The sequence below is a fragment of the Vibrio sp. V23_P3S9T160 genome (assembly GCF_963886625.1).
Classification (GTDB): Bacteria; Pseudomonadota; Gammaproteobacteria; order Enterobacterales; family Vibrionaceae; genus Vibrio; species Vibrio anguillarum.
Window position 1 is genome coordinate 1 of sequence record NZ_CAWPDB010000135.1, and the last position, 21,621, is coordinate 21,621.

General features: G+C 42.7%; 19 protein-coding genes and 2 pseudogenes. 15 read left to right on the plus strand and 6 right to left on the minus strand.

Annotated elements, in window-relative coordinates; genetic code table 11:
- Together AACU59_RS11455 and AACU59_RS11460 are read left to right on the plus strand one after the other, a co-directional pair.
- On the plus strand, positions 1 to 798 hold a 798-nt coding region (locus AACU59_RS11455; protein WP_202598795.1), incomplete at its 5' end, for a winged helix-turn-helix domain-containing protein.
- On the plus strand, positions 786 to 1,250 hold the full coding sequence (locus tag AACU59_RS11460) for a hypothetical protein (protein WP_161437602.1): 465 nt from the start codon (positions 786 to 788) through the stop codon (positions 1,248 to 1,250). The genes AACU59_RS11455 and AACU59_RS11460, both read left to right, overlap by 13 nt.
- A 240-nt stretch (positions 1,251 to 1,490) precedes the next feature.
- Here AACU59_RS11460 and AACU59_RS11465 read toward each other — a convergent pair whose 3' ends face one another.
- Positions 1,491 to 2,639 (minus strand): iron-containing alcohol dehydrogenase, encoded by a 1,149-nt coding sequence (locus tag AACU59_RS11465; RefSeq protein ID WP_026029117.1) that lies wholly within the window; start codon positions 2,637 to 2,639, stop codon positions 1,491 to 1,493.
- A gap of 165 nt (positions 2,640 to 2,804) precedes the next feature.
- On the opposite strand from AACU59_RS11465, the gene AACU59_RS11470 reads away from it, so the two are divergent.
- Entirely contained in the window at positions 2,805 to 3,686 is an 882-nt protein-coding gene (locus AACU59_RS11470) for an AraC family transcriptional regulator (RefSeq protein WP_094145573.1), read from the plus strand.
- A gap of 354 nt (positions 3,687 to 4,040) precedes the next feature.
- Complete coding sequence (locus tag AACU59_RS11475) at positions 4,041 to 7,196, plus strand: chitinase C-terminal domain-containing protein (RefSeq protein WP_094145141.1); 3,156 nt, start codon at positions 4,041 to 4,043, stop codon at positions 7,194 to 7,196.
- Positions 7,197 to 7,308: 112 nt separating this feature from the next.
- Here AACU59_RS11475 and glgC read toward each other — a convergent pair whose 3' ends face one another.
- The 4 genes from glgC to AACU59_RS11495 form a co-directional block, all read right to left on the minus strand.
- Positions 7,309 to 8,523, minus strand: a complete 1,215-nt coding sequence (gene glgC, locus AACU59_RS11480) for a glucose-1-phosphate adenylyltransferase (RefSeq protein ID WP_094145140.1) — start codon at positions 8,521 to 8,523, stop codon at positions 7,309 to 7,311.
- Between the two features lie 168 nt (positions 8,524 to 8,691).
- The gene (locus tag AACU59_RS11485) at positions 8,692 to 10,602 is read right to left on the minus strand and encodes a sensor domain-containing diguanylate cyclase (protein WP_094145139.1); all 1,911 of its coding nucleotides are present in this window, start codon (positions 10,600 to 10,602) and stop codon (positions 8,692 to 8,694) included.
- 171 nt (positions 10,603 to 10,773) lie between these two features.
- Positions 10,774 to 11,298 (minus strand): hypothetical protein, encoded by a 525-nt coding sequence (locus AACU59_RS11490; RefSeq protein WP_094145138.1) that lies wholly within the window; start codon positions 11,296 to 11,298, stop codon positions 10,774 to 10,776.
- Between the two features lie 136 nt (positions 11,299 to 11,434).
- Positions 11,435 to 11,806 (minus strand): YgiW/YdeI family stress tolerance OB fold protein, encoded by a 372-nt coding sequence (locus AACU59_RS11495; RefSeq protein WP_141195601.1) that lies wholly within the window; start codon positions 11,804 to 11,806, stop codon positions 11,435 to 11,437.
- Positions 11,807 to 11,963: 157 nt separating this feature from the next.
- Between AACU59_RS11495 and AACU59_RS11500 the strand changes: the two genes are divergently transcribed.
- The 4 genes from AACU59_RS11500 to modC are packed head-to-tail and all read left to right on the plus strand — an operon-like array spanning position 11,964 to position 15,999.
- Positions 11,964 to 13,439: a cobyric acid synthase gene (locus AACU59_RS11500; RefSeq protein ID WP_017047220.1), complete on the plus strand. Its 1,476-nt coding sequence runs from the start codon at positions 11,964 to 11,966 to the stop codon at positions 13,437 to 13,439.
- Between the two features lies 1 nt (position 13,440).
- On the plus strand, positions 13,441 to 14,214 hold the full coding sequence (gene modA / locus AACU59_RS11505) for a molybdate ABC transporter substrate-binding protein (RefSeq protein ID WP_017048761.1): 774 nt from the start codon (positions 13,441 to 13,443) through the stop codon (positions 14,212 to 14,214).
- Complete coding sequence (modB, locus tag AACU59_RS11510; RefSeq protein WP_010318433.1) at positions 14,204 to 14,893, plus strand: molybdate ABC transporter permease subunit; 690 nt, start codon at positions 14,204 to 14,206, stop codon at positions 14,891 to 14,893. The genes modA and modB overlap by 11 nt, the downstream gene beginning before the upstream one ends.
- A complete protein-coding gene (gene modC, locus AACU59_RS11515) occupies positions 14,893 to 15,999 on the plus strand; it encodes a molybdenum ABC transporter ATP-binding protein ModC (RefSeq protein WP_176428539.1) in 1,107 nt (368 codons plus the stop codon). The genes modB and modC overlap by 1 nt, the downstream gene beginning before the upstream one ends.
- A 117-nt stretch (positions 16,000 to 16,116) precedes the next feature.
- Here the strand turns inward: modC and AACU59_RS11520 are convergent, their stop codons facing one another.
- Positions 16,117 to 16,554: a DUF3069 domain-containing protein gene (locus AACU59_RS11520; protein ID WP_094145713.1), complete on the minus strand. Its 438-nt coding sequence runs from the start codon at positions 16,552 to 16,554 to the stop codon at positions 16,117 to 16,119.
- Positions 16,555 to 16,692: 138 nt separating this feature from the next.
- On the opposite strand from AACU59_RS11520, the gene AACU59_RS11525 reads away from it, so the two are divergent.
- The 7 genes and pseudogenes from AACU59_RS11525 to AACU59_RS18180 all read left to right on the plus strand — a co-directional run.
- Positions 16,693 to 17,667, plus strand: a complete 975-nt coding sequence (locus tag AACU59_RS11525; RefSeq protein WP_094145712.1) for a GGDEF domain-containing response regulator — start codon at positions 16,693 to 16,695, stop codon at positions 17,665 to 17,667.
- Between the two features lie 164 nt (positions 17,668 to 17,831).
- On the plus strand, positions 17,832 to 18,137 hold the full coding sequence (locus AACU59_RS11530; protein WP_161437604.1) for an Hpt domain-containing protein: 306 nt from the start codon (positions 17,832 to 17,834) through the stop codon (positions 18,135 to 18,137).
- A 4-nt stretch (positions 18,138 to 18,141) separates the two neighbouring features.
- A complete protein-coding gene (locus tag AACU59_RS11535) occupies positions 18,142 to 19,317 on the plus strand; it encodes an HDOD domain-containing protein (RefSeq protein ID WP_019282210.1) in 1,176 nt (391 codons plus the stop codon).
- Positions 19,318 to 19,353: 36 nt separating this feature from the next.
- Positions 19,354 to 19,719, plus strand: coding sequence for a response regulator (locus tag AACU59_RS11540; RefSeq protein WP_019282209.1), 366 nt, complete (start codon positions 19,354 to 19,356; stop codon positions 19,717 to 19,719).
- Complete coding sequence (locus AACU59_RS11545) at positions 19,716 to 20,297, plus strand: chemotaxis protein CheC (protein WP_013867877.1); 582 nt, start codon at positions 19,716 to 19,718, stop codon at positions 20,295 to 20,297. The genes AACU59_RS11540 and AACU59_RS11545 overlap by 4 nt, the downstream gene beginning before the upstream one ends.
- Positions 20,298 to 20,306: 9 nt before the next feature.
- Positions 20,307 to 20,949: pseudogene (locus tag AACU59_RS18175) on the plus strand (PAS domain-containing protein); the annotation flags it as partial.
- A 65-nt stretch (positions 20,950 to 21,014) separates the two neighbouring features.
- A pseudogene (locus AACU59_RS18180) lies at positions 21,015 to 21,614 on the plus strand (sensor histidine kinase); the annotation flags it as partial.
- Positions 21,615 to 21,621 lie beyond the last annotated feature (7 nt).

Here is a 21,621-nt window from a genome sequence, read left to right on the forward strand (position 1 = left end):
ATATTGGATGGTATGCTGGAGTTTCGGGTCACTGACTCTGAATTTATTTATGATAAAAAAATCTATCAACTCGCGTATACAGAAGCGAGAATCCTTGATTTCCTTATTAAAAATAACGGTAATATAGTAAGTAAAACCCAAATCATAGAATATTCTTGGACCGGTAGAGTTGTTGCAGAAACCTCTTTAGCTAAATCAATTTCAAATCTCCGAAAAGTTTTTAGAGAATGTCATTTTCATGATGATGTCATTCAAACAATTCCTCGCTTAGGCTATCGTTTGAACTTAAAGTCTAATATTTATGAAAAAAAATGTGATGAAGCTAGAGATTTTAGTGTTATTGAAAATGCTAGGGTCATTGGTGAGGGTTTGGATGCTAGGGCATTTATCAAGTATAAGAGTTCTTCTTTAAATGTTAGATTTAAGAATATAATTTCTTATCTGGTTTGTTTTGTATTGTTATTCATGTCTCTTGCGACACTGTATGAAGTTATTTATGATCGTGACTCTAGTTTTATTAATGTTGGCTATGAGGAAATTACAATTAATATTGAAGGTAAAAAATATAAAATAATTAAAAATAAAGATCTAAATATCCCATCGAAAATAATTAATCTTATATCGCTAGCCCCAAGTGGATCACTTGTTTTTTATGATTTGACAGGTAGTATAATAAGTTTGTCTTATAACATAGGCAAGCACGCTCTCTCCTTCACATTTCGCCTTGAAGAATTAGATAAGGCTGAATGTGTCATAAAAGGTGCAATAGAAAAAGAGAAATATGTATGCGTTCTATAATGTTTATTTTCATTAGTCTAATAACCCTTATTATATCCTTGTGTTATAAACATTATTATTCCAAATCAAGTGAATACTATGCGTCACTTTATGTTATCAATACTTCAAAGGAAGTATCACACATAAAAATATCTACTAATATAAAAAACAACGACTTTACTAGCCAAACATATTTACAATCTATAGGTATTGATGATATTGCTGTTTTTTCATCGAAAGGAGAGATAAAAGAAGGTGATGCACGAGGTGACTATATTCTCACTTATAGTATGAGTGAATTTAATCCTGTATCAGTGGTTGATATAGATAGTGCTGAGTTATTTATAAGGCTGAAAGCAAGAACCGCATACAGCCATAATGAAAATATAAAATTATTATATTCTGGAGATGGTATTTATATATTTGATATGCAACGCAATAATAACACTATAATGTATTCTTCCAATAGATAGCGATTTATATGTTTTGCTAGCAGAATCGGTTAGATCATGGATTTTTTAAAATAAATCGCAAGCAGATGATGAATTGGTGGATCAGTTTGATAATGCTGGCATGGTAATGAAAGGCCGCTACATAAAGTATCCAATACAAAAAAAGTACAAAAAAAGCAGCGCCCAATTGCGCTGCTTGATGTAGCTGAATCTATGCTATTGGAATGTGGAAATCACTATTCACTCGTCTAAAAAATGAGGCTAAATGATAGCTTGTTCCAAAATTTCCCGTGATTTTTCAAGCGTGATGGCTTGCTGTTCACCCAAAACAAGCATTCCATGTGCGTTCAGTTGAGCGATAACTGCGTCTATGGCCGCTTGCTTGCTACTGTTATGATCCGCAAATTGAGTTGGAACATTCAAGCTGTGGTAGAAGGCTTCAATCGCATCGATTGTGCGTAAGGCAAGATCGCTAGTTTGATTGAGTCCAAAGACATTTTTGCCCATTTGCTCAAGTTTAGCGCGTTTGTTCTCAAGTTGATTGCGCAGTAGGGAAGGTTGCACAATCGCTAGCGAACGGGCGTGATCAACATGCCATAATGCGGTGAACTCGTGACCAATCATATGAGTCGCCCAATCTTGTGGAACGCCAGTACCGATCAGGCCATTTAGTGCTTGGTTCGCTGTCCACATCAGGTTTGCTCGCCATCCATCATTATCACGCTGGTCATATTGTTGACCCAATACCAGCAAGTTTTTAAGTAAAGTTTCGGCATAGCCGTCTTGAACCATCGCATTGGTTGGCAAGGTTAAATATTGCTCACAGACGTGTACCCAAGCATCAACAATACCGTTGATCAACTGGCGCTCAGGCAGTGATTTCATTACATCTGGATCAAGCACTGCGAACTTAGGCTGTACCGCTGGAGCCATAAAGGCCAGTTTGTCTTGTGTTTGTGCTTTGGTAATTACCGCGCCCATGTTGGATTCAGAACCGGTTGCTGGCAGAGTCAGAATTGCACCGATAGGCGTAGCTTCAGTAACTTGATGTTTACCCACCATGATGTCCCAGCCATCCCCATCATATTTAGCCGCCGCGGCAACGTATTTTGAACCATCGATAACCGAACCACCACCCACGGCAAGAATAAAGTCGATGTCCTGTTCTTTGACGATAGCAACCGCTTTATCTAAGGTTTCTTTGGTTGGGTTTGCTTCTACACCTGAAAACTCGACCCATTGGTGGTCAGTGAGTGCACTCACGACTTGGTCATAAACACCATTTTTTTTGATCGAACCGCCACCGTAGATCACCAGTACTTTTTGGTCAGTTGGAATCGCCTGACTGATCGCCGAGATTTGGCCTTGGCCGAAGTGAATTAGAGTAGGGTTAACATAAGTAAATTTCATTATTCTCACCTTTGCTTATAGAAAAGGAGGCGGCGCCTCCAAGGCAGTGTTTTACGATGTGCATATTAGTATTAATTATCCAGTCAATATAGACCAATTTCTCGAAATTAATTGCCTAATTCTCTAATTGTCGTATTCTTCCTTCAGTTTTGATAAGGGGGCATTATGAGTAAACTGGCGCAACTGATGCAGCAATACATTGAAAAACAATCTTTAGATCATTTGGAAGGTATTCACCAAACGGCAGTGCCGGGCGTATTGTTTTATCGCAGCAGCCGCGGTAATGGTAGACAACCCCTTGTGTATCAATCCGGTATCATATTGTTGGGGCAAGGACATAAACGCATTCATATTGGTAGCCAACCCGTAAATTATGGCCCCAATGATTACTTGGTTGTTGGGGTACCTTTACCACTTGAGTGCGAAGCTTTTGCGTCAGAAAGTGAACCGTTATTGGGCTTGACTATTAATATCGATCACTCACTTCTCCTTAAACAGGTTGATCGACTTGAGGCTTCTGGTTTTTTGTCTGATTGCATAGACAAATCAAAATGCGGGCTGAAATCAGTAGAAATGGGCGCAAAGATGCAAGCAAGTGCGATTCGTTTGATGTCTGCATTGGTTGATGATCTTGAAGCTAAAGTGCTTGGCGAAAGCTTAGTCGAGGAGATTGTGTTTCGGGCATTAACCAGCGAGCATGGTTATGTGCTTTTTGATCTCGCCCATCAAGAAGGGCATTACGCACGGATAGCCAAAGCGTTGAGCAAAGTACATCAAGAATATGATCAGTCCATTACTGTCCAGTTGCTCGCCGAAGAAGCCAATATGAGTGTTTCGGCGTTTCACCATGCTTTTAGGCTGGTGACGTTAGAATCTCCTTTACAATATTTAAAAAAGGTCAGGCTTAACAGGGCGAAAGAGTTAATCCGTGTTGAAGGCAAGCGTGTGAACGATGCAGCTCGTTTAGTTGGTTATGCCAGCGCATCTCAGTTTAGTCGAGAATATAAGCGACATTTTAATGAAACACCAAGAGGCGAACAGCGTTAGGTAACGTATAAAGATTAATTCTACATTTTCATAACAACCAGTGTTGTTGCATATTAATCGCTATTTTCTATAGCGCGTAAGTCAAATAACAAGTAGATAGCCCGCATATTATTCCAATTTGTGGGCTTTTTTTAGGATTGGAAAATTAATCAATAATTAGTTGTTGATGCAAAATAACGGTGTTTATTTTGCAGAAATAGAGCAACTTGTTGCGAGTGATTTTTGATATTTGAACAAATTTAAGTGCTTATTTTTCGCTCTGTCCTACAGTTGTTTCACGTGAGAATTAAAGTCTGGTTTCTTCTTGACACGAGGCTTTTTATAGTTAAACAATAACTTAAGGAATGAGCAGCTATGCATTTAAACAATAGGAAAGTGGCGAAGGGCGTTTTTACGCTAAGCACTTTAACCGCCTCTTGCTTGATGGCTTTTAACAGCTATGCAGCAGTTGATTGCACGACACTAAGCCCTTGGGAATCGTCAAAAGTTTATACTGGCGGTAACAAGGTTCAGCACAGTGGTACCGCCTACCAAGCCAACTATTGGACTCAAGGTAACGATCCAGCCAACTTTTCTGGTGATTATGCCCAGTGGAAAGTGTTGGACGTTTGCGCCACTTCCGGTGGTGAGAACCAGTTACCCACCGCAAATCTCTCTTCACCGTCCGCATCAGATGTGATTGCTGTCGGTGATACCGTAATATTAAGCGCGAACGCGATTGATAGTGACGGCAGCGTTGCTCGAGTCGAGTTTTCTGTCGATGGTGCGATTGTGGGTATAGTCACCACGGCACCTTATAAAGCCACGTGGGTCGCAACCGCTGGTCAGCATGAATTCAGTGTTGTAGCCATCGATGATAAAGGTGATGTCAGTACGAAAAGTGCAACGACCTTAACGGTGAAAGAAGCACAACAACCAGGCAACCAAGCCCCAACCGTTGATATTACGCTTTCTGCGGCTTCCGTTGACGTGGGGGCTTTAGTCACCTTAACCGCAAACGCTGCTGATGCTGATGGAAGTGTCGATAAGGTCGATTTCTTCGTTGCGGGAACGCTGGTTGGAACGGCTGCTAGTGCCCCGTATACCTTAGAATACACCACGGCAAAAGCGGGTAGCTTGGCGGTGTTTGCACGTGCCACGGATAACCTCGGTGCGACGACAGATTCCATGTTAGCGACTTTAACAGTCAATGGCGCGCCAATAGCTAATAATTGTCGTCCTGATGGTTTATATCAAACCGAAGGTGTGAATGTACCTTATTGCACCGTTTACGATGCGGAAGGTCGTGAGATCATGGGGGCGGATCATCCACGTCGTGTGATCGGTTATTTCACCAGTTGGCGTGCGGGTGATGATCCGCAATCGGCTTACCTTGTAAAAGATATCCCATGGGAGCAGCTCACGCACATTAACTATGCCTTCGTCAGCATAGGTTCCGATGGCAAAGTGAATGTGGGAGATGTGAACGATGCCAATAATGCGGCAGTGGGCAAAGAGTGGCCAGGGGTTGAGATTGATCCTGCATTAGGCTTTAAAGGTCATTTTGGTGCATTGGCAACAGCGAAGAAAAAATTTGATGTTAAGACCTTAATTTCTATCGGAGGCTGGGCTGAAACTGGCGGGCACTTTGATACGGCAGGCAACCGTGTCGCTGATGGTGGTTTTTATACGATGACAACCAACGCTGATGGCTCTATCAACCACGCTGGTATTGAAAAATTTGCAACATCGGCTGTTGAAATGATTCGTAAATATCAATTCGATGGTGTCGATATCGACTATGAATATCCAACCTCAATGGCGGGCGCAGGTAATCCAGATGATAAAGCGATTATGGAACCTCGCCGTGCTTATTTATGGGCGTCGTACCAAGAGTTAATGAAGGTACTACGTCAGAAGCTTGATCAAGCATCGGCACAAGATGGCCACCATTACATGCTGACGATCGCAGCACCTTCCTCCGGTTATCTATTGCGCGGTATGGAGACGTTTGATGTCACTCAGTATCTTGATTATGTGAACATCATGTCTTATGACTTACACGGCGCATGGAATGATCACGTGGGTCACAACGCGGCTTTGTACGACACTGGTAAAGATTCAGAGTTAGCACAGTGGAACGTGTATGGTACGGCTCAATACGGTGGTATTGGTTACCTCAACACTGACTGGGCTTATCACTATTTCCGCGGCTCTATGCCCGCAGGGCGCATCAACATCGGCGTTCCTTACTACACGCGCGGCTGGCAAGGTGTCACGGGTGGAGAGAATGGTTTATGGGGGCGAGCGGCATTACCTAACCAAGCTGAATGTGCTCCGGGCACTGGTGAGGGTGAGAAAAACAACTGTGGCCACGGCGCGGTGGGTATTGACAACATGTGGCACGACACCGATCCGAAAGGAAACGAGATGGGTGCAGGTTCAAACCCAATGTGGCATGCCAAAAACCTAGAGAAGGGAATTTGGGGCTCTTACGCCCAGGCTTATAATCTTGATCCAGTGAATGAACCTGCCGATCAACTTGTCGGTCTTTACCAACGTCACTATGACAGCGTTGCCGTCGCGCCTTGGCTGTGGAATGCCGATAAAGGGGTGTTCTTATCTACTGAAGATAAAGAGTCTATCAACACCAAAGCCGATTATGTCATCGATAAAGAGATCGGCGGCATCATGTTTTGGGAGTTAGCGGGCGATTATAACTGTTATGTCTTGGACGCTAATGGTCAACGCACTCAAGTGGATTCAACAGAGCAAGCTTGTGCAAGCGGAAATGGCGAATACCACATGGGTAATACCATGACGAAAGCAATTTATGACAAGTTTAAGTCGGCAACGCCTTATGGTAACACGCTTGCAACAGGAACGATTGCCAGTGAAACTGTAGACATCGCGGTCTCCGTTGGTGGATTTAAGGTGGGTGATCAAAACTACCCAATCAATCCGAAAATCAGCTTTACTAACAACACCGGTCAAGAGATCCCAGGTGGTACTGAGTTCCAGTTTGATATCCCCGTATCTGCACCTGATAATGCTAAAGACCAATCTGGTGGTGGCTTGAAGGTGATTGCTTCTGGCCATACTCGCGCCAACAACGTCGGTGGCTTAGACGGTGTCATGCACCGCGTAGCGTTTAGTTTACCGAACTGGAAAGCTCTGCCCGCAGGCGGCGTGTATGAGTTGGATATGGTTTACTATCTGCCTATTTCTGGGCCTGCAAATTACAGCGTAAACATTAATGGTGTCGATTACGCCTTCAAGTTTGAACAACCGGATCTTCCACTTGCTGACCTATCTTCTGGTGGCAGTGACGGTGGAGATACTGGCGGTGGCGATACCGGTGGTACCACGAATCCTAGCAATGTCATTACTTGGGTTCCCGGATCCACACAGGTGAAAACTGGCGATGTTGTGATTTACAACGGGAAATGTTTTATTGCCAAAAACAACCCTGGCGTTTGGGAGTCACCGACTCAGTCAAATTGGTTTTGGGATGCAACAACGTGCCCATAACCGAGCGTGATTAATCGGTATGTTTTGAACTCAGTGTAAAGTAAGAAGCCTTAGCGTGTGCTAAGGCTTCATTTTAATGAGGGATAAATTGAGTGGGCAAAAAAATATAGGTTTAGAATTGATAACTTTCGGGTACCACAACAATGCCATTTTCTGAAATACGGAAACGCTGGGCATCTTCAACTGGGTTTAAGCCAATTTGAGTATGTGGAGGGATTTTTACATGTTTATCAATAATACATCTCATGAGCTGACACCCTGCGCCGACTTCAACATCATCAAATAAAATGCTATCGACCACTGTTGCACCATCATCAATTCTGACGTTTGAAGAAATAATGGAGTGTTGTACAGAACCTCCAGAGTTAATCACACCGTTTGAAATGATCGAATTAATGAATATACCTTCGTTACCTGTTGCAGAAGAAACCGTGCGCGCAGGTGGGTATTGCGCTTCGTAGGTACGAATGGCCCAGTTTTTTTGGTATAAGTTCATTGGTGGAACGGGTTCGAGTAAATCCATGTTGGCGTTATAAAAAGAATCAAGTGTTCCGACATCACGCCAGTAACAATCTTTAGCGACTCGCCCTCGGTCACCGCAAAACTCATGTGCATAAACAGCATGGCTTTCAATCAATTTGGGAATGATGTCATTGCCAAAATCATGGCTCGAGTTTTCTAGCTCTGCATCGTGAATCAAAGCACTTTTTAATACTTCCATATCAAAAATGTAGATCCCCATAGAAACTAAGCTGCGATGAGGATTATTGGGCATGGAGGGTGGGTCACTTGGTTTTTCGATGAATGAGGTGATCTTGAAATCATTATCCACATTCATCACGCCAAAGGCAGAAGCTTGTTCTCTTGGGACATCCATGCAGGCGATAGTCAGTGCCGCATTGTTTTGTTTGTGAGCGGCTAGCATGGAAGCATAATCCATCCGGTAAATATGATCACCAGATAAGACGACAACGTATTTATCGTCACTGCGTGAAAGCAACCACATATTATGATAGATAGCGTCCGCCGTTCCTTCGTACCATTTTCCGCCTTTTCTCATCTGCGGGGGGATAACAGAGATGAATTCACCGAGTTCTGGATTAAAAATAGACCAGCCATCACGTAAATGTTTTTGTAATGAATGAGATTTGTATTGAGTCAGAACTAAAATCTTCCGTAAACCGGAGTGTAGGCAGTTGGTGAGTGTAAAATCAATGATTCGATATTTTCCACCAAAGGGTACCGCCGGTTTTGCTCTGTCGTCGGTTAGCGGAGATAACCGCGAACCCATGCCACCCGCTAACACAACGGTTAGTGTTTCTTGCATCTTATTTCTCCCTAAGTATGTGCAATTTCTTTACCATCTTAGAGAGTAGTACAAGTTTTAAGCCAAAAGTAAAAATGATAGCGAACAATATGTTACAAACTGAGTTTGTGATGATTGCACGAAAATAAACCCGTTTTATTCCTCAATGCACTTAAAGGGGGCTAGTCGTTAAGCCAATTCTTCGATCTCGACACTGGTTAATACGGAGATAAGATTACGTCCCGATGCCTTTGACTCATACAATGCAATATCGGCCCGTTTATACACTTCTTCTGGTTTTTCTGTAATGTCGGTGATGCCACCGCTGATCGACACTTCTAAACGATGATTTAAGTGAACGGCTACTCGTAAACGGTGCATGACTAATTCAGCTTCTGCCAGAGGCGTATGAGGCATAATGATGGCAAATTCCTCGCCACCGATACGAGCTAAAAAGTCCGTTTCTCTTAGGTGCTCACTTAATTGTGTTGCGACAGAACGAATGATCTTATCGCCTTCTGCGTGGCCTAATTTATCGTTAATGCGTTTAAAATGGTCGATATCGATAATGGCTAGGCACGACTGCACTTGAGCTTGGTAACGTTTTACGCGTAAGCATTCTGAACGCATTTCTTGATCAAATTTTCTGCGGTTCCAAATGTTGGTGAGCGCATCTTTCTCGCTGAGTTCACGCAGGCGATTTTCTAGCTCTTTGCGATGGCTAATATCAACAAATGAGGCCACATAAAACTGAATAATTCCGTTTGAATCGCGGATGGTTTGAATTCGCAAAATCTCGGTTTGCATAGAACCATCTTTGCGTTTATTAATCACTTCTCCTTCCCATAACCCTTCGTCTTGTAGCACTTTCCACATATTCATGTAAAAAGCTTGATTGTGTTTGCCGGAGGAAAAAACGGAAGGTTGTTGACCTCTCACTTCGGCTAAGGTGTAGCCGCTGATCCGGGTAAACTCATTATTCACTTTGATAATGCGGTTATTGCGATCGGTAATCACCATGGCGGACATACCATTCATTGCCGCTCTAGCCAGTTTGCTCTCAATGCTGTTTTTATCGTGATTTGCGTTCCAACGAATAAAACCAGCGGCAATCGTCATTACTAATAGCGCGATGCCAACCGCTTGAAAGCTAATTTTTAGCTCTGTGGCTGAAAGCAATTGATTGAGCGCATCACCATTTAATGACTGAATTAGGTAAATTGGCTCCATTTCAGGGAAAATGGATTGAAAAGGAACTTGAGTAAAACTATACCAGCGGTTGTTATCCCATGCTGTGCCAGAAGTTTGCTCTTGCATACTTTTCCATAGCAAAGGGGTGACACTGTTCATATTCAGCATGTGGTATTTCGGCGGGTTTTCTTTCTGAGATAACATCTCATTTTCAGGATGAATATACTGACCCTTGAAACTGATGATGTCTGGGCGGCTCAGTGAGTTTAAACTCTGGTTAAATTTTTTGTACGACTGGGTTAAGTTAAGAGTTGCGACAAGATAGCCCTGTATTTTCCCATCAAAATCTATTGGTGCAATAATCCTAAATGCTGTAGTTATCGGGGAAGCAGTACCATAATTTTCTTCTTCTCTTTCATTATCAACACCGAAGATCTGAATTTGGTTGGGGGATAGGTTTTGCGCACTATGAAAATAGTCTCGGTGTAATTTGTTTTTTAGTTGAGATCTTGGCACGACTTCTGTTGATTCATTACTCTGATTCACGCGAATTAATTCGTTACCCGCTATATCAAAAAGTCTGAGCCGAGAATAAAGGGGTTGAATACGAGCCGCTAATAGCCAAAATTCCTGAACCGCTTCGATATTCTCGGTGGAGGGAAGACGTAATGCGCTATACAACATGGTGTTGTTTGACAATATTTGAGTGGAATTGTAAACGTCATTAAACGCAGTAAGCAGTTCGTGCTTATTGTATTCGAGTTGAGAATGGCTTTTTTGTTCGATCATTTGCACAGTTTGTTCGTGAGCTTTGTCGAATTCTTTGACGAAATAAAGAAAGGGCACAATCCCAAGCACGACACTAACAAATAGCCATTGAGCTAAGTATTTATAGAAAGAGCGAAACATAGCGGCACACATAAGTTATTAAGTGCATAGTATATCGCTGAAATATGAGAAGTCGCTTCCAAATAGTTGATATCGTGGAGCATGTCAAAGTTTGTAGGGCAATTCATATTGTAAGAAAAAGCGCGTAGTATTCTAAAAACCATCTCGCGCTTCTTAGTTCAATAACTGGTTTTAGAACTGAAAACGGACACTCATGGCAATTTGTGGCCCGTAAACTCCATTATTTTTAGTTTCTGCACCTAGCGATAATTGTTCGGTAGAGTGAAAACGTAATCCAGCGCAAAATACCGAGTGTTCATCATTCTTACCCATCTTTATATGGGCTTCAATTTGGCTCGATAACCAGATTCGGCTACCGATATTAAATTCCATTTGGGTTTCGTTCTTGCCACCCTGTTCATCGGTAGGTCTAATGTGGTGAACAAGCATTTGTCCGTAGACATCAGCAAATTGGTTTATTGGACCGTTAAAGCCAATTCCGCCAGCGGCATCCCAATCACCGTCAAACCTTGAATCATAACGAGCGATCAGGTGTGTATTATCGGTTAAATATGTACTAAATTCTGCGCCTGAAGATTCAGGGCTGATAGCGGTTCTGACTTCAAAGAAATTGTAGTTAAAATTGTTAGCTTGCGCAGAGAAAGAAAGAACACATGACAAACCGACTAGGCCTAGTGAGTACGCTTTTTTATACATGTACGCTTCGTCCTGAAAAGATGAAAATTAAGCTGAATAAGATACAGCAATGGCCTGCAAATTACAGGCCATTTTCACAAAAAAATCCATCTTATTTTTTGTGTTTTACCATCAAGAGGGCAATAAACAGTAATGATTATAGAACTTGGATCTGATCCACTTCGATTTCAGGTGTCAGCCCTCCTTCATATTCGCCATAAAGGCGAACCTTAGTCTCGGCATTGAGTGGCGCTGTGAAGTGGATATCATCATCCAGTTCTACTTGAATCTCACCGTTGCCATCACTGAATACGAATGTGTCTTTTCTGATTTGACGAATCAACTTTCCTTCAACCACAACGTGCTTTTCTGTAAACATATTGGTGTCTTTTAGCAACGATTCCACAGACGTAAGTTCGATAGGACCATTGTAATTGATAGTATTACTGTTTTGGTTATGGTTACCTGCAAAAGCGAAAACAGGAGCAATAATCATCGAAGCTGCGATGGCTAGTGTTGTACGTTTCATTTTTAATTCCTTTATGGGTTTGTTGTTTTGATGAAGCGATTTAAACACTAAGATGTTGAACACACTCTGAGTAGAACATTAATATTCCATTCATTTTATTGAGTGAGGTGTGGCTGTGACGGTATGATTAGCAGCAAACGCCTATCGTAGAGTTAATATGGAATCAACATTAAGGTCATTGATGGTGCAGGGCACCACTTCCGATGCTGGAAAAAGTGTGCTGGTTGCAGGCTTATGCCGAGTGTTAGCACGTCGAGGAATAAAAGTAGCCCCTTTTAAGCCGCAAAACATGGCCCTCAATAGTGCGGTGACGGCCGATGGTGGCGAAATCGGGAGAGCGCAAGCTGTTCAGGCGCAAGCGTGTGGCGTTGAGCCATCGGTACACATGAACCCTGTATTACTCAAGCCAAATTCAGACACGGGTGCGCAGGTTATCCTGCAAGGCAGAGCGCTCTCTAATATGGAAGCAACGGGTTATCACGATTATAAGAAAGTCGCGATGAATACTGTGCTTGATTCCTACGCTCGGTTACAAGCCGAGTATCAAAGTGTCATGATTGAAGGGGCGGGAAGCCCGGCTGAAATCAACCTACGCGAAAACGACATTGCTAACATGGGGTTTGCTGAAGCGGCCGATGTACCTGTGATTATCATTGCCGATATTGATAGAGGCGGTGTATTTGCTCATCTGTATGGCACGTTAGCACTGCTTTCTGAATCGGAACAGCTGCGTGTAAAAGGGTTTGTGATTAACCGCTTTCGAGGTGATATTGCGTTACTGCAATCTGGCCTTGATTGGTTAGAAGCAAAAACGGGTAAACCCGTCATTGGTGTGCTGCCTTATTTACATGGCTTTGATTTAGAAGCTGAAGATGCGATCACTCAAGCGCAAACCCTCAGCAGCAACAGTAAATTGAATATTGTGGTGCCAGTGTTAACTCGTATTAGTAACCATACTGATTTTGATGCGTTGCGTTTAAATCCTGATGTTGACTTGCGTTATGTGGGAAAGGGTGAACGGATCGAAAATGCGGATCTGATTCTGCTTCCGGGCAGTAAATCTGTAAGGGACGATCTTGCGTATCTTCGCTCACAAGGTTGGGATCAGGATATCAAACGTCACTTGCGTTTCGGAGGCAAAGTGATGGGCATTTGTGGTGGTTACCAAATGTTAGGTCGGGTAATTCGCGATCCACTCGGCGTTGAAGGTGGAGCGGGCGAAAGTGAAGGACTGGGGTTGTTGAACGTCAGTACAGAACTCACCGCTGAAAAAACGCTCAGGAATGTTCAAGGCGAGCTTATTTTACCGCAAGGTAAAGCGAAGGTCTCAGGCTACGAGATCCACGTTGGACGCACAACGCTCGATGATGCATCATCCTCAGCAATCATCACGTTAGACAATGGCAACCGTGACGGTTTATTAAGTGATTGCCAGCAAGTGTTGGGGACTTACATGCACGGAATTTTTGATAGTTTTCCTGCAACTGAGCTTATCTGTCGCTGGGCTGGTGCCGCTGATATAAGTTATTACGATCATGTGGCGCAAAAAGAACAAGCCATTAACCGCATTGCGGATGCGATTGAAGAGCATTTGAACTTGGCCTTATTATGGCCAGAATTAACGGAGCGTTAACATGAGAAAAATACTGCTCTCTATCGTCGCCATGCTGTGCTGTACGGCGGTTTATGCACAAGAGAAAATCACTGTTTATGCAGCGTCATCCATGACGAATGCGGTTAATGAATTGATTGCGGCTTACCAGCCGAAACAACCGTTAGATATTGTACCCGTTTATGCGGGTTCATCCGCGCTTGCTCGTCAAATTGAGCAAGGTGCACCAGCGGATATTTTTATTTCAGCCAATGATAACTGGGTTACTCACTTGCTTAACAAGAACATTGTGACGAGCGATAAGGTCACATTGTTGGCTGGAAATCAGCTGGTGCTTATCGCTCCTCAATCGTCGAAGCTCAATTCGCTGGTGGTAAATGATGTTGCGGCATGGCTTGACGCCTTGAACGGTTCACGTTTAGCGATAGGTAACACAATGGCAGTGCCTGTGGGAATGTATGCCAAAGAGGCACTAGAAAAGTTAAAAGTGTGGTCGTCGCTCGCCCCTATGCTGGCTCAAACCAATAACGTACGTTTAGCGCTTGCGCTAGTTGAACGTCAAGAAGCCGCACTTGGTATTGTATATAAGACGGATGCATTGATGAGCAATAAGGTCAAAGTGGTACACGAATTTGATTCAAGCCTACACAGCGCCATCCATTATCCTTTAGTGCAGCTAACTGAGCGTGATACGGTGAATCAATTCATGCTTTTTTTACGCAGCGATCAAGCAAAAAGTATCTTACAGAACTACGGTTTTAGCGTGATGACAGGAACGGATTCCTTTGCTTTCTGAGTATGAATGGGTTGCACTGCAACTGAGCTTAAAAGTCGCGATTTATACCGTGCTTTGGCTTTTACCGCTGGGAATGTTTTTTGCGTGGCTACTCGCCAGAAAGCAGTTTTGGGGTAAAAGTATACTAGATAGCCTAGTGCATTTGCCGCTCGTTTTACCGCCAGTGGTCGTGGGGTATCTTCTGTTGATCACCATGGGTAAACAAGGCGTAATTGGACAGTGGTTTGATAATATGTTTGGCTTGCGTTTCAGCTTCAGTTGGCGTGGAGCCGTGTTAGCGTGTGTCATCATCGCACTGCCCTTGATGGTTCGTGCGATTCGTTTAAGCCTTGAAAGCGTCGATCCTAAGTTAGAGCAAGCGGCTCGAACCTTAGGCGCTTCACCACTCAAAGTTTTTTTGACCATTACATTACCCTTAACGATACCCGGGCTGATCACTGGCGCGATGCTCTCTTTTGCTCGCAGCCTAGGCGAGTTTGGGGCCACCATTAGCTTTGTGTCCAATATTCCCGGTGAAACACAAACGCTTCCTCTTGCGATGTATAACTTTTTAGAAACGCCAGGAGCCGAAATGGAAGCGATGCGTTTGTGTATTATCTCCATCGCGATTGCCTTGGCTTCGTTATTCATTTCTGAAGTGATTAGCCGCCGAATGACTCGGCGCTTAGGGACTCAATGATGAGTGGGTTAAAGATTCAATTTGAAAAACAGTTAGGTGATATCAAGCTTAATGCGGATTTGGTTTTACCAAGCCGTGGTATTTGTGCGGTTTTCGGGCGTTCAGGGGCGGGGAAAACCTCCTTCATCAATATTATCAGTGGATTGGTGAAGCCTGAACTTGGTGAAATCGAGATCAATGGCCGCATCCTATTTAGTCAACAAAAAAAGATTAACTTGCCTGTTGAGAAGCGCAATGTTGGTTACGTTTTTCAAGATGCTCGATTGTTTCCACATTACACCGTTCATCGCAATTTAAACTATGGTGTCAAAAAAAAGGATGCCGACCACTTCGCCGCTATCGTAAAATTATTGGCTTTAGCGCCATTACTTACACGTTATCCGCATGATTTATCGGGTGGGGAGAAACAGCGAGTAGCGATTGGCCGAGCCTTACTATCCAAGCCAGATATTTTATTGATGGATGAGCCGTTGGCATCGCTCGATATGCCGCGCAAACGTGAAGTGATGCCTTTTTTGGAAGAGCTGGCTCATAGCGTACATATTCCAATTCTCTATGTGACGCACAGCATGAATGAAATTTTGCGTCTGGCTAATCATTTAGTTGTGTTAGAACAGGGCGCTGTGCTGATAAGCGGTGAGCTAGAGCAAGTGTGGTCTTCAAATTATATGCGTCCTTGGCAATCATTTGCCGACCAAAGTAGCCTGTTTTCTGCCCACATCTGCCAGCACAACAAAGATTATGCGCTCACACAGGTCTCGCTTGCAGATGATGTCAAACTTTGGGTGCAATATGTGGAAGGCGAGGTAGGCTCTGCACTGCGATTACAGATCCGTGCAAATGATGTTTCGGTGGCGCTTGATAAGCCAAACCGGACGTCAATTCGTAATATTCTGCCTGCACAGATTTGCCAGCTTGAAAAGCAGCCTCAAGGTACTGATAAACAGAGTGTGGGGATAAAACTCAAGTTAGGCGAAGGGTGTTACCTGTGGGCTACGGTAACCAAATGGGCGGCCGATGAGCTACAACTGGATGTTGGTGATTCGCTGTATGTGCAAATTAAAGGCGTGAGCGTGTCGCAGCGTGATATCGTCTTAACGCATTAATATTTTTCATTATTAATGTATTGATTCAATAACCTAAGCCTCTCTTATCCCGAGTTCAGGTTCAATAGAAAAAGCCGTCATATAAAATTGACGGCTTTATGCTCAATGGTGTGCGTTTTATTTTGCAAACACGTCTTTAAAATCGCGTTTTAGAATCGGGTCGCGGCGTGCTTTTTTGATCTGTTTAACTATATCTTTCACACAGTTATGCAGCACTTGATCAAGAAGCTCTGCTCGGTATTCTTCTTTATCTTGGTCTGTCATCTCTTTCGGTAAATTCAATGTTGGGAACTCCTCCATGACATTGACACCGGCAAAAGCTTGGCTAACAGAGATCAACGCATGAAACTGTTCAAAATTATCCAACACATTTTGCGCACTGGCTGGTAGAGAGTTCCAAGACTCGCGTACCGCTTCTTCAGAGACTTCATGTATAGACACGACCATGTAGTACATCTCTTGTGGCACTTGATCAAATTCAATTACTTGGCGCAATTCTGGCGAGATGGCGTCTAAGTCCACTACAGGTTGTTCGGTTTGCTTTACTTCAGACATGAAGATATCTCTTTAGGGGAAAAGCTACATGCTAAAAATTTATAGCGAAAAGTCAATATTGTGCGCAAAATTAAACAAAGAAAGTGAATAAATCTATGTTATACGTAAGCATATGATTGAAATTTAAAGGGGTTACAGATGGTAAGTTCGGGCTCTTCTATGAGGATCTTGCTGGTCGATGACGTACAACTGGATCGAATGCAACTCACCATTCGTCTTAAACAGCTCGGTCATCACGTGGAGGCGGTTGCCAGTGGGCAAGCGGCATTGGATAGCTATTGCCAATTTGATCCAGAACTGATTCTGATGGATATTTCGATGCCCGGCATGAATGGTTTTGAATTATCGAAAAAAATACGTCAGCAATACCATGAATGGGTGCCGATTATCTTTTTAAGTGGGCATGATGAACCGTCGATGATCGCGCAAGCGATAGAGGCAGGCGGTGATGATTACTTAACCAAGCCAGTCGATAAACTGGTACTCAACTCCAAATTATTAGCCATGCAGCGTATTGCAAGTATGCGTCGAGAGCTTAAACGCGCAACGGTTAAACTTGAAGAGCTAAATCGTGTTTTGCAGCAGCAAGCAAATGAAGATGGCTTAACACAAGTCTTTAATCGTCGATTTATAGATGACAAACTTAAAGAGATGATCAGTTGGCATGGGCGGCACAAATTTCCAATGAGCCTCATTTTAATCGATGTGGACTATTTCAAACGGTTTAACGATAACTACGGCCATATAGAAGGAGATAACTGCTTGATTAGCATTGCGCAAACGGTGAATCAGTTATTTGTGCGCACTGGTGAGTATGTAGGGCGATATGGCGGTGAAGAGTTTTTAGTGCTGCTGGGCAATGCCAATTATGAACAAGCACTGATCGCCGCTGAGCGAATCCAACAATCAATGATCAAGGCACACTATCCTCATCAATACAGCGAAATTGCTGATCATGTCACCTTATCTCAAGGTGTCATCTCGTTAACGCCGAATGGTACTGAGTCTATCGCTAATATTTACAATCTGGCCGACGAAGCCTTGTACCAAGCAAAGCATCAAGGTAGAAATTGCTTTATTTCTTACGATGTTACCAATGCAGTATTAAGCTAATACATACACTTCACTCGCTCTTTTTTGTTAGCACTTAAGCAATATGGTCTACACTAGTACTAACGCTTTGGATTAGAAGTCAGGATGCATATATCAACTTTTTTGGCTTATGGGTGCACTTTATGGACGGATTGCAGTATTTTTCACCAGAGAGGGTGGCGGATATGGTTGGTGAAGAGAATGTGAATGAGATGCTGTGCGGCTATCGAAAAAGCCTGTTGGAAGCTTTGAACAAACTTAGCAGTGCGCTTTGTTGCAACCAAGTTGAGGTGATTCACAACATTTCACACACCATGAAATCGTCATCTCGGTTTGTCGGAGCGGATGTATTAGCGTCTGAATTCCAGAAACTTGAAGTCGCAACTGATAATCTAACCAATGTTACTCAAGACACCGAGTTTTCAATCAGTTCGATCAATGATCAAAGTAAGTTGTTGTTGGACGAAATCAACCAATATATGAATAAATAAAACGATGAAGCTAAGTGAGAATCAAATGGAAAAAGTACATTTGAAAGTCATGTGCATAGATGATGATGTTTTTATGCTTAAAGCCATTGCTCGTTTGATCAGGCGTATTCGTCCAGAATGGGAAATTATACTCGTTTCAGAGCCACTAGATTGGTTGTCAGAATGGAATAAGCATAATTGCCAACCGCCAGCCATTATCATTTCAGATTTACTCATGCCGCATAAATGTGGCGATGAGCTTTTAAAAGAGGTAAAGCAGTCTTACCCGCAAGTAGTGAGAGCTCTTTTAACTGGGAATACGCAGGAGAATTTGCCTCAAAAAGCGCATGCGTATTCCCACTTCGTACTGCCTAAGCCATTCACTCAAGAGGACTTTGAACGCTTATTTGAATGTACCGAACGTCTTTATCAAATGCCGTTTAACAGTGAGTGTCGAACTAAACTCGGAAGCTTGAAAGATCTTCCGGTGTTACCCAATTCGATACACCGTTTACAACAAACTATTGCCTCTCCTACTTGTGATCTTCAATCGATAGCAGACACCATTAGCCATGAGCCTGTATTAGTCGCACGAGTGTTTCAAATTGCCAATTCTTCTTACTTAGGTTTTCGTCGAACCACAGATTCACTATCGGAAGCTGTTGGGCGTTTAGGCGCGACTTTAGTGGAGAGTATCGCCATATCGTTATTGAGCCATCACGCTAACAGCTTAGTTTCAAAAAAGGCTCACCAAGATATTTCAGAACAGGCGCTGAGGGTGAGCTATATATCCCGTTTACTGGCTAAAAACTTGGGGTACTCCTTACAAGATAAAGATCGGGTGTTTGTCTCAAGCTTGCTTACCGCAATCGGAAAATTGATTTTGATGGAGGAAGGCGCTGATATCCATAATGTTGATTCTTTCTTAGAGCTTCAACAAGAATATGCTGATTACTACATAGTAACGGCATACATGCTGATGATATGGGGATACGGTTCAGAGATTGGAGAGATCGTTCTTAATCAAAGTAAGAGTGATTTTTTTTCAGATGACAAATCTGTTGTACTTGGCAGTATTGTGGGGCTTGCAAATCGTATAGAAGCATGTAAGGAAAATGAGAGCTACCAAACACTGATTGACGGTGTACCAAGTTCCATTGCAAGCGTATTAGTTGAGCTAAAACCCATATTTATTGAGTAATTCTATAATTACTTTTTTTGGTTAGAGGGAGCGAGCGTGGCAATTAAAATTACAATAGCAGACGATTCAAAGATGTCGAGAAAAGCGGTAATGAGGGCGATTCCTGAAGAGTGGGATGTGGAAATCAACGAAGCCCAAAATGGCAAAGAAGCCCTAGTCAATTACCAAAATGGGTGCGCTGAAGTGATGTTTTTAGATTTGACCATGCCAGAAATGGATGGCTTCCAAGTCCTTGAATATTTGCATAGCATTGATGCTAAAAGTATTGTCATTGTCATTAGTGCCGATATTCAACCTTTTGCTCAGCAGCGCGTAAGAGAACTCGGTGCAGTCACCTTTTTGCAAAAACCACTTGACCCAGCACAGCTAAAACAAACATTGCACGAGGTAGGACTATTATGACAATGGCACTTTCAGAAGACCATAAAGACGCCCTGCAAGAATTTATGAATATCTCAATGGGCAGAGCAGCAAATAAACTGGCTACCTTGCTTAATTTACACGTCACTATATCTGTACCCAGTATTGGAGTGGCAACGGATGAGGATTTAGCGCAACTGCAATCTTATGAAACCGATTATTACTACACTCGGCAGTCTTTTTTTGGTGGCATGGATGGTGAGTTAGTGACCTTAATGAGCAGAAAAGGCTGTGAACAGATAGTGAGCGATCTAAAACAATCAACAGGTGATGCTCAAGATGTCGTGAGCCTAGAAGAGAGCATTTTAGATATCTCGAATATTTTATCTGGTGCAAGTCTAAAGGGTCTATGTCAGCAAATAGACATAAAAACTAAAATTCAGTCTCCAGTGCTGTTTTATCCGTCAACACAGCCGCTCCCCATTTCTCAGTGGAAGCTATCTTTAATTATGGAAATCTCTTTTTTAGTCGAAAAAGCGTCATTCTCTGCTAAAACTATCATCTGTTTTGCAGACAACGAATTAGATAAGGTACTCATTCACCTCGATGAGTTGATGTAGGAGTTTGGAATGGGAAAAAGCCGCTTACTGCTTTCTGATCTGCTGGATCAACTCTCTTTTGCGTTGTGCATAGTACGGCAGGATTACATTATCGTGAAAGCGAATGACTATTTCCAATCCCGAGTCATTTTTGATGGTGATGTGATGCAAGGAAAGAACATACTTGAACTATTTCCCCATTCCGCAGACTACCTTAAACGAAAAATTGATACGGCATTGGTGATTGAAACTTCAAGCTTTAGTAGCTGGGAGCAAAAGCCTCATCTACTGCCCTTTAAAAGCTCCCGCCCTGTATCGGGCGAAGAAGATCAGATGTATCAAGATTTGGAGATCATCCCTATTCATAGTGAAGATGGGACCATCGAGCATGTTTGTATATGTGTCTATGATGTAACGATACAAGCTAGCCAGCAGCAGGAACTTAAGCGCATTTCTTATCAATTAGAACAAGAACATCAAGCGCAAAAAGTGTTGATTAAAAAACTCGAAGATGCACAAGGACAACTACTGCAATCAGAGAAAATGGCCTCTATTGGGCAGCTTTCGGCAGGCATTGCTCATGAGATCAATAATCCAGTGGGTTTTATCACATCCAATATTCAAACACTTAGTGACTATTTTCAAACGCTAGCCGCCGTTTTAGAAGGGATAAAACAACAGGTTTCACAAGCAAATAATACCGTTTTAGCTGCAAAGTGTGAGTCATTACTACAAGAGAAACAGATTGATTTTATTTTAGAAGATACGGCTGATTTGATTTCAGAATCACTAGAAGGTTCATCTCGAGTGATGGCCATTGTGAAAAATTTAAAAGAGTTTTCACACGTTGATGGTTCTGAATGGAGCTACGCAAATTTGGAAAACTGTATCGAATCAACGCTGAAAATCATCAATAACGAAATCAAATACAACATTACTTTAGAGAAAATATATCAAGAAAACGTGCCTGAAGTGTATTGCCAGCCGATGCAGATTAACCAAGTCCTTCTTAATATTCTTGTCAATGCAAGTCAGGCGATTGTCGGAGAAGGCACCATCACCATCTCATTAGCCAAGTTAAATGAGAAACAGGTTGAAATTCGCATTAAAGATACGGGAAGCGGTATTCCTGATGCGATTAAAGATCGCATCTTTGAACCCTTCTTTACCACCAAAGCGGTTGGGTCCGGCACAGGATTAGGTTTATCAGTTTCGTACGGGATCATCAAAGGTCATAAAGGCACCATTGCAGTTCATAGCGAAGTGAATAAAGGTACTGAATTCATCATTACGTTACCGATAGACGCAGTCGAATTGGCTACACTAGCAATAGAGTGAAAATGAT

Coding starts and splice junctions, on each gene's coding strand:
- glgC (WP_094145140.1), bottom strand. CDS start 8,523: ATGCAAGAAACACTAACCGTTGTGTTAGCGGGTGGCATGGGTTCGCGG.
- AACU59_RS11460 (WP_161437602.1), top strand. CDS start 786: ATGCGTTCTATAATGTTTATTTTCATTAGTCTAATAACCCTTATTATA.
- AACU59_RS11530 (WP_161437604.1), top strand. CDS start 17,832: ATGGTTGGTGAAGAGAATGTGAATGAGATGCTGTGCGGCTATCGAAAA.
- AACU59_RS11525 (WP_094145712.1), top strand. CDS start 16,693: ATGGTAAGTTCGGGCTCTTCTATGAGGATCTTGCTGGTCGATGACGTA.
- AACU59_RS11485 (WP_094145139.1), bottom strand. CDS start 10,602: ATGTTTCGCTCTTTCTATAAATACTTAGCTCAATGGCTATTTGTTAGT.
- AACU59_RS11500 (WP_017047220.1), top strand. CDS start 11,964: ATGGAATCAACATTAAGGTCATTGATGGTGCAGGGCACCACTTCCGAT.
- modA (WP_017048761.1), top strand. CDS start 13,441: ATGAGAAAAATACTGCTCTCTATCGTCGCCATGCTGTGCTGTACGGCG.
- AACU59_RS11495 (WP_141195601.1), bottom strand. CDS start 11,806: ATGAAACGTACAACACTAGCCATCGCAGCTTCGATGATTATTGCTCCT.
- AACU59_RS11465 (WP_026029117.1), bottom strand. CDS start 2,639: ATGAAATTTACTTATGTTAACCCTACTCTAATTCACTTCGGCCAAGGC.
- AACU59_RS11535 (WP_019282210.1), top strand. CDS start 18,142: ATGAAGCTAAGTGAGAATCAAATGGAAAAAGTACATTTGAAAGTCATG.
- modC (WP_176428539.1), top strand. CDS start 14,893: ATGAGTGGGTTAAAGATTCAATTTGAAAAACAGTTAGGTGATATCAAG.
- AACU59_RS11520 (WP_094145713.1), bottom strand. CDS start 16,554: ATGTCTGAAGTAAAGCAAACCGAACAACCTGTAGTGGACTTAGACGCC.
- AACU59_RS11545 (WP_013867877.1), top strand. CDS start 19,716: ATGACAATGGCACTTTCAGAAGACCATAAAGACGCCCTGCAAGAATTT.
- AACU59_RS11490 (WP_094145138.1), bottom strand. CDS start 11,298: ATGTATAAAAAAGCGTACTCACTAGGCCTAGTCGGTTTGTCATGTGTT.
- AACU59_RS11475 (WP_094145141.1), top strand. CDS start 4,041: ATGCATTTAAACAATAGGAAAGTGGCGAAGGGCGTTTTTACGCTAAGC.
- AACU59_RS11470 (WP_094145573.1), top strand. CDS start 2,805: ATGAGTAAACTGGCGCAACTGATGCAGCAATACATTGAAAAACAATCT.